Origin of the sequence: Nocardiopsis prasina DSM 43845, from assembly GCF_000341265.1 — a bacterium.
GTDB lineage: Bacteria > Actinomycetota > Actinomycetes > Streptosporangiales > Streptosporangiaceae > Nocardiopsis > Nocardiopsis prasina.
The window spans coordinates 1-11,673 of sequence record NZ_ANAE01000131.1; the positions used below are offsets into that span (position 1 = coordinate 1).

The window sequence follows — 11,673 nt, forward strand, 5'->3', positions numbered from 1 at the left end:
AGTGTCGGTGAGGGCGTCGTCGCCCGTGTCCTGGAGCTCGCCCGAGGGTGAAACCCGTGGTGGCGGCGGTACGACCTGTGTCACAGTGACCGCCGCCCACCTGGAACGATGTCGTGCGACAACAATTATCCCAGGGATGCTGTTTGATCGGTTTGTGACCGGACAGGGGTGGTGTATGGGTATTTTGCTTACGATCCTCGGTATCGTCCTCATCGTCTCCGGCGTCCTCGGTGTGCTGCGTGGTCAGCTCCTCTGGGGCATCGTCGCCATCGTCATCGGCCTGTTCGTCGCGCCGGGCTACTTCTACGGGATCTGACCCACGGGAGTCCGCCCCCATCGGACCGGCGAGGGGCCGGGTGTCCGACCACGCCCGAGCGCGTGTCGGTCACCCGGCCCCTCGGCTTGGTGCTCCCGACACCGGACCGACCACGGCTGACCAGCGGGACGTGTACCCTCGGGGGAGGTCAATCGGCCCCGCCCCACACACGCTCCCGTGCTCCGGAACATCCCTGGTCGCGGCCATGACGCGTGCCCTGGGCGGGGGAGTTGCTAGGAGAGGGTGCCGTGAAGAAGGTCGAGCCCCAGGTCCGCCTGGTTGCACGTCCGCAGGTGGACTACGACGCGATCGCCGACTACCTCAAGGAGGTCGGCGGCGAGGCGTGGTTGGAGCGGTTCGACCGGGGTGACCTGGACGCCCACCTCAACGACCCCCAGAACCTCGCCGAGTTCGCCGGGCGCCTGTGCTACCGCTCGTGGGAGCCGGGCCTGAACCCGAACGTCACGCGGGTGCGCAAGGACCAGGACGCCTACCTGGGCAACATCCTGGCGAGCCTGCACGGTTCGGTCCTGGAGCACGTGAGCTTCAGCTTCGTGCTGCACAACGTCTCTCGGGTGCTCACCCACGAGCTCATCCGCCACCGGCCGGGCGTGGCCGTCTCGCAGGAGTCGCTGCGCTTCGTGCGCCTGACCGACTTGCCCTTCTGGTTCCCGGAGTGGGCCGAGGAGGACCCGGAGCTGATGGAGCGCGCCAGCGCCATGCTCCAGCAGATGGAGGACTTCCAGTTCTGGATGGCCGAGCACTTCGGCCTGGACGACGACGGCGTGAAGTTCGCGGAGAAGAAGCACAAGACCTCCTTCATGCGCCGCTTCGCCCCCGAGGGCGTGGCGACCGGGCTGGTGTGGACCGCCAACGTGCGCACGCTGCGGCACACCCTGGAGGCCCGTACCGCGCCCGGCGCGGAGGAGGAGATCCGTCTCCTGTTCAACCTCATCGGAGAGACGCTGAAGGCGGAGGCCCCCGCGCTCTTCGGCGACTACACCGTCGAGGACGGTGTGTGGGTGCCCCAGCACCGCAAGGTCTGACCGTTCCACCCCGTGCGCCCGTCCCTCGCCGAGGGGCGGGCGCTCTTCGTCACGGGAAGAAGTGCTCGGCCAACCGGATGATCTCCGCGACGCCGTCCTCGCCCATGGCGTAGTCGACGTCCACAACGACGTACACCTCGGGGCGGATCGCGCTCGGCCGGTTCTCCGCAAAGTAGTCGAACACGTCCTGGCGCTGAATGGGCGTGGTGCCGTAGCCGGAGTTGTTGATCTCGCCCCGGCCGTTCTCAGTGAGGGCCTCCTCAGGGCACAGCATGATCGCGCAGGAGAGTTCCGCGTCGTCGAGGATGCGTGCCCACATGGGCTCTGTGCCGGAGAAATCCTGGTCGTACGCGTCGTACTCCAGGTCGCTTCGTTCGTCGGTGTACCTGAATGGGTGCAGACCGATCGCGTCGTCGCTCGGACGCGGTGTATCGGGCTCGACGGACCATCCCACCAAGGCCGGGGAGGTTACCAGGGAGACGGCTGAGGCCTCGCTGGCCCCTGGGGCGTCGGAAACCTCTGCTGGGGCGTCGGTGGCCTGCGTGGAGTGACCGAGCCACCACCCTGCGGACACCACTGTCAAGAGAAGCGCCACCGCTCCGCTGGTCAGCGCCAATGCGCGCCCCGGACGTTTGCGAGGTACCGCCCGACGGGTGGGAAGCTCCACCCGGAGCCGTTGAGTGGTCGGCACGGGCGCCCCTGACCAGTGGTCGTGGAGCAGCGCCGTGACGGCCCGAGTCGCTGATTCGGCGGAGCCGTCCTTCTGCTCGCCGCTGATCACCCGCACCAGCTCTGCCGCGCTCGGACGCTGCTGCGCAGACTTGTCCAACGCGCTTCGGACCAGTGCCGCTAATGGACCGTCCAGGCCGGTCAGGTCGGGTTCCTCGCGAAGGATCCGGTAGGCGATGGCGTCAGCGGCTCCGCTGCCGAACGGAGGGCGTCCGGTAGCTGCGTAGGCCACCAAGGCGCCCCAGGCGAACATGTCGTCGGCGAACGTCGCGGCCTCGCCCCTGTAGTGCTGCGGGCTGATCCAACCGGAGGAGCCGACCACCGATCCCGTGCGGGTCAGAGCGGTCTCGTCGACGGCGCGGGCGATACCGAAGTCCAGGACCTTGGGACCGGAGGGAGAGAGGATCACGTTGGCCGGTTTGAGGTCACGATGGACCACTCCTTGGCTGTGGATACGCATGAGAGCTTCCGCGACGCCGACGGCCAAGCCACGCAGTAGCGCTGGGGTGAGCGGGCCCTGCCCACCGATATGCGCTCCCAGCGTCGGACCCTCGATGAGCGGTGTGACCAGCCAGGGGCGTCCCGCGGTCACATCAGCGTCGAGCAGAGGAACCACGCAGGCTCCGCCAACCTTGCGGAGTAGGGTCACCTCACGGGCGAATCGCCCCCGGAAGTCGGGGTTCTCCGCGTACTCGACATGCACGGTCTTGACCGCCACGGCCTGGCCGTCGGGGGCAAGCGCTGCATAGACCACCCCCATCCCGCCCGCTCCCAACCGTTTGAGTAGCCGGTAACGGCCAATCCTGCGAGGCGCGTTGAAGGGAAGATCCTCGGCTGTCGTGGGCAGACGGATCTCCACCCCGTCGAGGACGGTCTTTGAGGGGGACATGGGGCTCCGAAGGGGGGACGAAGTCGCTGTGAACCGGACGCTAGCACCTACGGGCGGTCGATTCGTGTCTCGCACCGCAAGGTCTGACCGTTCCACTCCGTGCGCCCGTCCCTCGCCGAGGGGCGGGCGCCGTGTCGTCCACGGGGTGTGCCACGCGTCAACGGCCGGGCTACGGCCCGTCATCGGGGGTTCATCGAAGTCGCCGCAGGCCAAGGGGGGTTTTATGGTCGGCACTTCCTTGTTCACGGAGTGACCGAAAGGCCTTTGCGGGCTCCGTGCGGGGGTAGGGCCCCGGCGAGTACGGGGCACACGTCCCGTTGCCGTGAACCAGGAGGGGATGCTCCGTGACAGGCGAACTCGTACCAGAGAACCTGGTCGGTCACCGCGTGCTCGACGCCGAGGGCGCCCACGTGGGGAAGATCAACCAGGTGTACCTCGACGACAGCACCGGGGAACCGAGCTGGGTGTCGGTCCACACCGGGATGTTCGGCATGCGGGAGACCCTCGTGCCGCTCCAGGGGGCGCGTCCCGTGGAGGAGGACATCCAGGTGCCCTACGACAAGGCGGTCGTCAAGGAAGCCCCGCAGGTCGACGCGGAGCGGCACATCACCCCGGAGGACGAGGCCCTGGTCCGCGACTACTTCGCGAGGCAGGGTGGGTTCCCCCGGCAGGCCCAGGGGGAGAGCGACACCGCGATGGCGGACCCGGGCGCCGGGACCGCGGAGGGGACCGCATCCGGTGCCGCCATGACCGGGGGGACCGGCAGCCACGGTGACTTCGCGGACCAGCGTGAGGGCCGGGGAGACGAGCCGCAGGCCGGTGACCCGCTGGAGCGGTTCCGGCCCGACGAGCGTCTGGGCGGTCCCGGCGCGGGCGACACCGACGACCTCTCCGTCCTCCGCCACGAGGAGCGGGTGGACATCGGGGTCGAGCGCCGTGAGGGCGGGCAGGCGCGGATGCGCAGGCACGTCGAGACCGAGCGCTTCGAGGAGACGGTCCCGCTGCACCACGAGGAGTTGGAAGTGGAGCGGCGGCCCATCACCGATCCGTCGCAGGTGCCCGATCCCGGGCACATGGAGGAGGACGAGCGGACCTTCACGCTCTACGAGGAGCGCCCGGTCGTCTCCAAGGAGGAGGTGCCGGTCGAGGAGGTCCACGTCCGCAAGCGGGACGTCACCCATGAGGAGCACATCGAGGGCGAACTCCGCAAGGAGCGCATCGACTTCGAGGACGAGGACGGAATCCCGCCCAGGGGTCCTGACGGCGCTCCGTGACGACGCGCGTACACGCTACCTCCGAGTGGCCCCTCCCAGGAGGGGCCGCTTGCTCGTGCGGGCCTCCCTGCTCGGTATTTTTGGTATACCGCTAGCAGGAAGGCTGTCATGACCGAGCAGAAGCCCCCCACGATCTTCCGCGACGTACGCCCCATGGGCGGCGCCCCCGTCGACCTGGTGGTGGTCGACGGGGTGGTGGCCGACCGCGCCCCCACGGGGGACGCCGACGTGGTCGACTGCGGCGGGCGCGTCGCGCTGCCCACGCTGGTCGACGCGCACATCCACCCGGACAAGACCTCCTGGGGTGAGCCCTGGTACTCGCGCCGCCCCGCGCGGGGGATCGCCGACCTGGGAGAACAGGACGCAGAGTTCTTCCGTGCCTGCCCCAGCCCCGTGGCCGACCGCGCCGAACGCCTCATGGGCCACGCCGTCACCCGTGGCACCCGGGCGATGCGCGCGCACGCGGACGTCGCTCCCGCCTACGGGCTGGACGGCCTGCACGGCGTTCGTGAGGCCTCCCGCCGTCTGGCGCACGCGCTGGACGTGCGGATCGTCGCCTTCCCCCAACACGGGGTCCGCCGCGCTCCCGGCACGGACGCCCTGTTGGAGGAGGCGTTGCGCACCGGCGCGGCCGACCTGGTCGGCGGGATCGACCCCGAGGGGTTCGACGACGACCTGTACGGACAGCTCGACCTCGTGTTCGGCCTCGCCGACCGGTACCGGGTGGGGGTCGACATCCACCTGCACGACAGCGGCTCCGTGGGCTCGCGCACCATGTGGGCGATCATCGAACGCACCCGGGCGCTGGACATGGGCGGCCGCGTCACGGTCAGCCACGCCTTCGGGGTGACCCCGGCCGCCGAGGACTTCGAGGCCGTGGCCGCCGGTCTCGGTGAGGCGGGGATCGCGCTCACCACCGTGGCCCCGGACCCGTCCCGGGTCCTGCCGGTGGCGCGGCTGCGCGAACACGGCGTGCGCGTCGGTGTGGGTTCGGACGGGGTCCGCGACTCCTGGAGCCCGTTCGGTGACGCCGACATGCTGCACCGCGCCCACCTCCTGGCCAGGGCGCTCAGGGCGCGGCTCGACGACCAGCTCGCGGACGCCTTCCTGACCGCCGCGCACGACGGGGCGTCCCTGGTCGGCCTGCCCCGGGCCGACTTCGCGCCGGGTGCCCCCGCCGACTTCCTCCTGGTGGACGGCGAGTGTCTGCCGCAGGTCGTGGTGGACCTGCCCCAGCGCCACGCGGTCGTCCGCGCGGGCCGGGTCGTGGCCCGTGAGGGCCGCCTCCTCTGACGCTTCGGCCTCCCGCGGGGAAAGCGGAAGAAATCTGAAAGCCTTGCGCACTAGGTTTCTTGACTGACGGACGCCGGGGCGGCGGTGCTGACACCACGAGCCCCGGTGAGGACGTGGACCCGGGCCCTGCCACCCGGGTACTCGGAGCGGTCAGGACGGGACCGCTCGTTCGTTCGGGCCGGTCAGGACGGGACGGGCCCGTGCATGCGGGGGCGGGTCGGCGGTGGGAGTGGGAAGAGCGCCCACCGCCGCCCCGCCAGCCCTCCCTCACTCTGTCCCCGCCTCAAGTTAGGGTCGTGGCCCGCGACCGGAGCCTCCGGACGCGATGAAGGCAGGGAGGGCCCCGATGGCCGAGGACCGCCAGGGGAACGAGCGGATCGACCGGGCCGAGAGGATCGTCGCGGCGCCGCCAGCCGCGGTCTACCGGGCGCTGACCGACGGTGAGGTCCTGGAGGCCTGGCTGCCCCCGGAGGGCATGGGGGGTCGGATCGAGAACTTCGACCCCCGGCTCGGGGGCGGGTTCCGCATGGTGCTCACCTACGGTGAGTCCGACGCCGGGCACGGCAAGACCTCGGAGACCACCGACGTCACCGAAGTGCGGTTCGACGAACTCGTGCCGGGCGAGCGGGTCGTGCAGTCCGTTGAATTCGACTCGGACGACCCCGCCTTCCTGGGGACGATGATCATGACCTGGCGGATGGAGCCCGTCCCCGAGGGCACGCGGGTGACCATCGAGGCGACCGGTGTGCCCCCGGGCATCCGGGCCGAGGACCACGAGGTCGGTCTGCGATCCTCGTTGGCCAACCTCGCCGGGCACGTCGAGCCCTGAGGCGTCCGCGCCACCGCCCCGGGCCCGGTCCAGGCATTCTCCAGGGAGGTCCCCGTCAAGAGTGTCCGCGCGCCCGCGCAGGGGCTCCCTGGTGTGTCCTCCCTGGTCGGGACAGACCGGGCGCTTAGGGTCGCTCTTGTCGGCCGCCGACACGGAGGGGGAACGCGATGAGCGAGGACGTGGGCGCGGAGATCACCGAGGAGGAGGTCTCCGGCACGGAGGACGGGCGCGGGGAGGCCCCCCGCGCCGAGCCCGAACCGCGCGGACGCGAGGCCGCACCCGGCCGGGGCCACACCATCGTCGTGGGTGCCGGAATGGCGGGGTTGGCCGCCGCGGACCGTCTGGCGGAGCAGGGTGAACGCGTGACCGTGGTCGAGGCCCGGGACCGTACCGGGGGACGCATCCACTCCTTGCACGCCTGGGAGGGCGCCACCCTGGACGTGGGGGCCTCCTGGATGCGCGGCGAGGAGAACAACCCGCTGTCCCGCCTGGTGGAGGAGGTGGGCGCGCGCACCGCCGTGTTCAACCGCTCCACCGAGACCGCCTACGACCCCAAGGGCCGCAGGCTCCTGTTCGACCGGCACCGCCGCAACCTGGAGGACGTCAACCTCCTCCACGAGCACATGTACTGGGCGACGGTCGGTGCGAGCCCGGAGGAGTCGATGGAGGAGGGCATCGACCACGCCCTCTACGACGCCAACCTCGTGCGCTCCCGGGCCAGGGACGCCGCCGAGATCGTCCACCGGATCGCCGAGGCCGACCACGGGGCGGACGCCGAGGAGGTCGCGTTCGCCGCGGTCGCCTCCCGGCACGAGTTCAGCGGGGACGACGTGGTCTTCCCCGACGGCATGAGCCAGCTCACCGACCACCTCGCCCGTGGGCTGGACGTCCGTCTGGAGCACGTGGTCCTGGAGGTGTCCCACGACGACCAGGGGGTCGGGGTGCGGGTGGACACCCCCGACGGCGAGGAGACCCTGACCGCGGACCGGGTCCTGGTCACCCTGCCCATCGGGGTCCTTCAGGCGGGCCAGGTCGACTTCACCCCGGAACTGCCCGAGGACAAACGCGACGCCGTGGCGCGACTGGGGAACGGTCTGCTGGAGAAGCTGTTCCTGCGCTTCGACGACGTCTTCTGGGGTGACGCCGAGGTCCTGGTTCACCTGGGCACCGAGGAGGGCACCTGGTTCCACTGGTACGCCGGTCAGAACGTCTACGGTCAACCCATCCTGGTCAGCCGCAACGGCGGCAACGCGGCGCGTTTCCTCTCGGACATGGGGGACGGGGACGTCGTCGAACACGCCATGGCCTCCCTGCGCGGCATGTTCAAGAAGGCCCCGGACCCGGTGGACCACTACCTCACGCACTGGATGGACGACCCCTTCGCGCGCGGCGGGTTCTCGTTCACCGCCGTCGGCGCCGGGGACGGGGACCGCGTGGCCCTGGGTGATCCCGTCGGCGACCGCCTCTTCTTCGCGGGCGAGGCCACCGAGATCGAGCACACCGCCACCGTGCACGGCGCCCTGCTTTCCGGGCGGCGGGAAGCCGACCGCATCCTCGACCTCGGCTGAACCACCACCGGAGTGTGCGTCCGCGCAGGTCGCACCCGGGTCCCGGGCGAAGTCCGTACACGGTACGATCAGCGGGAGGCCGTCCGTCCGGGCACCCGGTTCCGGTGGGGCACGAGGTGGCGGGGAACGACGGCCCCGCCCGTTATCGTTGGCGGTATGGGGCGATCCGCGGAAGAAGGCAGAGACGAGGCGGGGGGCAGCGTGGCCAGCCCGGTGGTCAGTGACCGCATCTGGACGGTTCCCAACCTGTTGAGCATGCTCCGGTTGTTGGGTGTGCCGCTGTTCCTCTGGCTCATCCTGGTGCCCCAGGCCGACTGGTGGGCGCTGCTCGTGCTCGCCCTGGCCGGACTCAGCGACTGGCTGGACGGCAAGATCGCCCGGGCCTGGAACCAGGCCACCAAACTGGGGCAGATCCTCGACCCGCTCGCCGACCGCCTCTACATCTTCGCGGCCCTGCTCGGACTGGTCCTGCGCGGCATCATCCCGTGGTGGCTGATGGGCATCCTGGTGCTGCGCGACGTCCTCATCCTCGGCGCGCTCCCGCTGCTGCGCCACTTCGGCTACGGGCCGCTGCCGGTCAACTTCGCGGGCAAGGCCGCCACCCTCTGCCTGCTCTACTCGTTCCCGCTGCTGTTCATCGCCGGATACGCGTCCCTCGTCGGAGATGTGGCCCGGATTATAGGTTGGGCCTTCGCGCTCTGGGGAACGGCTCTGTACTGGTGGGCCGGACTGCTCTACGCCGTACAGGGACTGCGTCTGATCGACCAGACCCGCCGCGACGAACGCGCTGATCACACGGGTTCCCTCACGGGGGCCCGGGACAGCGACCCCGCACGCGGCCGCGGCGTGGACCGACCCGATCCGTCCGCTCCGGCGTCCGCTGACGGCGCGCCCGGCGCGGAACCCGAGGGCTCGGACGGACCGGGCTCGCCGGACCAGGGCCAGGCCGCGCCCTGATCCACCGAACGAACCGGCGGACCGGCTCACCAGAGTCCTGTCGGATCGAAAGGGAGTGTCGTCTCCGCAATGAGAACATGTCCCACCGCGCGCGACCGTGCGCGTTCCGAGAAACCATCCTTCGCCGCGTCTCCTGACGGCCCCGCCGTTCGGGGGTGCGCGCGATGACCGCACCCGACTCCGCGCCCGTTCCCCCGAACGAGGGCGCACCCACCGCACCCCCCATGAAGGCCGTGGTGATGGCGGGAGGCGAGGGCACACGCCTGCGCCCGATGACCGCCAACCAGCCCAAACCGCTCCTTCCGGTCGTGAACCGACCGATCATGGAGCACGTGCTGCGCCTGCTGCGCAAGCACGGGTTCACCGAGACCGTGGTCACCGTGCAGTTCCTGGCCACGCTCATCCGCAACTACTTCGGTGACGGCGAGGAGCTCGGCATGAAGCTCCACTACGTCGCCGAGGAGGTGCCGCTCGGCACCGCGGGCAGCGTCAAGAACGCCGAGGAACACCTGCGCGGCGAACCGTTCATCGTCATCTCCGGTGACGCGCTCACCGACATCGACCTCACCGACATGGTCCGGTTCCACAAGGAGCGCGGCGCCAAGGTCACGATCGCCCTCAAGCGGGTGCCCAACCCGCTGGAGTTCGGCATCATCATCGTCGATGACCAGGGGCGCATCCAGCGCTTCCTGGAGAAACCCACCTGGGGCCAGGTCTTCTCCGACACCGTCAACACCGGCATCTACATCATGGAACCGGAGGTGCTCGACCGCGTCGCCGAGGGCGAGGTGGTCGACTGGTCCGGCGACGTCTTCCCCGAACTGCTGGAGGAGGGCGCGCCCCTGTACGGGTACGTCGCCGACGGCTACTGGGAGGACGTGGGCACCCACGAGAGCTACCTCAGTGCCCAGGCCGACGTGCTCTCCGGCAAGGTCGACGTCGAGATCGACGGCTTCGAGGTCTCGCCCGGAGTGTGGATCGGCGAGGGCGCCGAGGTCGACGCCAGCGCCGTGCTCAAGGGCCCCCTGTACGTCGGCGACTACGCCAAGGTCGAGGCCGGGGCGGAGCTGCGCGAGTACACCGTGGTCGGCAGCAACACGGTCGTGCGCGCGGAGGCCTTCTGCCACCGCACCGTGCTGCACGACAACGTCTTCATCGGCCGGGGAGCCAACCTGCGCGGCGCCGTGATCGGCAAGAACACCGACGTGATGGCGGCCGCCCGGATCGAGGAGGGTGCGGTCGTCGGCGAGGACTGCGTCATCGAGTCCGAGGCGTACGTGAGCAACGACGTCAAGGTCTACCCGTTCAAGACCATCGAGGCCGGCGCGGTGGTCAGCACCAACGTCGTCTGGGAGTCGCGCGGGCAGCGCTCGCTGTTCGGCCCCCGGGGCGTGTCCGGACTGATCAACGTGGAGATCACCCCGGAGCTCGCGGTGCGGCTGGCCAACGCCTACGCCACCACGCTCAAGAAGGGCGCGATCGTCACGACCTCCCGTGACGTCTCGCGGGCGGCTCGCACGCTCAAACGGGCGGTCATCAGCGCGCTCACGGCGGCCGCCATCGAGGTGCGCGACCTGGAGGTGGTCCCGCTTCCGGTGGCGCGCTTCCACACCTCGCAGAGCGGGATCAGCGGCGGTATCACCGTGCGCACCAGCCCCGGGGACCCCGAGTCCGTGGACATCATCTTCCTGGACGGAGAGGGCGCCGACCTCTCGTCGGGGGCCCAGCGCAAGCTCGACCGGGTCTTCTCCCGGGCCGAGTACCGCAGGGCCTTCCCCGGGGAGATCGGCGAGCTGTCCTTCCCGTCGCGCAACGTGGAGAACTACTCCCACGAGCTGCTGCGCTCCGTGGACACCTCAGGGGTGGCCGAGGCCGAACTCAAGGTCGTGGTCGACTGCGCGGGTGGGACGGGATCGCTCATCCTGCCCTCCCTGCTGGGCAGGATCGGCGTGGACGTGCTCACGGTCAACAACCGGCTGGACGAGGCCTCGCCCACCGACACCGTCGCGAAGAAGATGCGGGACCTGGAGCGGTTGGGCGAGCTGGTCGCCAACTCCGGCGCCGACTTCGGTGTGCGCTTCGACCCGGTGGCCGAGCGGCTGTCCATCGTGGACGAGAACGGCGAGCTGGTGGACGGCGACCGCGCGCTCCTGGTGGTCCTGGACCTGGTCGCCGCCGAACGCGGTGGCGGACGGGTGGCCCTGCCGGTCACCACGACCCGCGTGGCGGAGAAGGTGGCGCGCTCCCACGGGGCCGAGGTGCTCTGGACGGCCACCGCCACGGACGAGCTGACCAAGGCGGTGCGTTCCGAGGGCGCAGAGATCGTCTTCGCCGGAGACGGCCGGGGCGGCTTCGTCGTCCCCGAGTTCAGTCCCACCAGTGACGCGATCGCCGCCTTCGTGCGGTTGCTCGGTCTGGTGGCCCGGACCCGGCGCTCGCTCGGCCAGATCGACCGTGCGATCCCTCAGGCGCACCTCCTGCGCCGTTCGGTGCCCACCCCGTGGGCGGTCAAGGGGAGCGTGATGCGCGCGGTCGTGGAGGCTGCCGGAGAGCGCGAGCTGGACACCACGGACGGGGTGCGGGTGATCGAATCCGACGGCAGCTGGGCGCTGGTCCTGCCGGACACGGCGGAGGCCGTCACCCATCTTTGGGCGGAAGGTCCTGATTCGGACACTGTGCAGCGCCTACTCGACGAGTGGGCCGCCGTGGTGGAGCGGGCCGAGAGCTAGGGCGTGTTCTTTGGGCGCTCTCGTCGGTGGCGGCTCCCCCCGC

At 70.4% G+C, this 11,673-nt stretch carries 9 protein-coding genes; 8 read left to right on the forward strand and 1 reads right to left on the reverse strand.

From position 1 onward, the window contains the following. Positions 1-175: 175 nt before the first annotated feature. Both D452_RS30890 and thyX read left to right on the forward strand, forming a co-directional pair. Positions 176-316, forward strand: a complete 141-nt coding sequence (locus tag D452_RS30890) for a GPGG-motif small membrane protein (RefSeq protein WP_026129297.1) — start codon at positions 176-178, stop codon at positions 314-316. A 248-nt stretch (positions 317-564) separates the two neighbouring features. Beyond that, the gene (thyX, locus tag D452_RS0114060; protein WP_017544788.1) at positions 565-1,362 is read left to right on the forward strand and encodes an FAD-dependent thymidylate synthase; all 798 of its coding nucleotides are present in this window, start codon (positions 565-567) and stop codon (positions 1,360-1,362) included. Between the two features lie 49 nt (positions 1,363-1,411). Here thyX and D452_RS29255 read toward each other — a convergent pair whose 3' ends face one another. Next, the gene (locus tag D452_RS29255) at positions 1,412-2,980 is read right to left on the reverse strand and encodes a serine/threonine-protein kinase (RefSeq protein WP_051061312.1); all 1,569 of its coding nucleotides are present in this window, start codon (positions 2,978-2,980) and stop codon (positions 1,412-1,414) included. Between the two features lie 344 nt (positions 2,981-3,324). Between D452_RS29255 and D452_RS0114070 the strand changes: the two genes are divergently transcribed. The 6 genes from D452_RS0114070 to D452_RS0114095 all read left to right on the forward strand — a co-directional run bounded on the left by D452_RS0114070 (position 3,325) and on the right by D452_RS0114095 (position 11,630). Then, on the forward strand, positions 3,325-4,254 hold the full coding sequence (locus D452_RS0114070) for a DUF2382 domain-containing protein (RefSeq protein ID WP_017544789.1): 930 nt from the start codon (positions 3,325-3,327) through the stop codon (positions 4,252-4,254). Positions 4,255-4,362: 108 nt separating this feature from the next. Continuing rightward, entirely contained in the window at positions 4,363-5,547 is a 1,185-nt protein-coding gene (locus D452_RS0114075; RefSeq protein ID WP_017544790.1) for an amidohydrolase, read from the forward strand. Between the two features lie 346 nt (positions 5,548-5,893). After that, positions 5,894-6,376 carry an SRPBCC family protein gene (locus tag D452_RS0114080; protein WP_017544791.1) on the forward strand — a complete coding sequence of 161 codons (483 nt, stop codon included), beginning with the start codon at positions 5,894-5,896 and terminating at the stop codon, positions 6,374-6,376. 167 nt (positions 6,377-6,543) lie between these two features. Continuing rightward, on the forward strand, positions 6,544-7,944 hold the full coding sequence (locus tag D452_RS0114085) for a flavin monoamine oxidase family protein (protein ID WP_017544792.1): 1,401 nt from the start codon (positions 6,544-6,546) through the stop codon (positions 7,942-7,944). A gap of 201 nt (positions 7,945-8,145) precedes the next feature. After that, positions 8,146-8,901 carry a CDP-alcohol phosphatidyltransferase family protein gene (locus D452_RS0114090; RefSeq protein WP_017544793.1) on the forward strand — a complete coding sequence of 252 codons (756 nt, stop codon included), beginning with the start codon at positions 8,146-8,148 and terminating at the stop codon, positions 8,899-8,901. A 224-nt stretch (positions 8,902-9,125) separates the two neighbouring features. Beyond that, positions 9,126-11,630 carry a mannose-1-phosphate guanyltransferase gene (locus tag D452_RS0114095; protein ID WP_017544794.1) on the forward strand — a complete coding sequence of 835 codons (2,505 nt, stop codon included), beginning with the start codon at positions 9,126-9,128 and terminating at the stop codon, positions 11,628-11,630. The last annotated feature ends 43 nt before the right edge of the window (positions 11,631-11,673 follow it).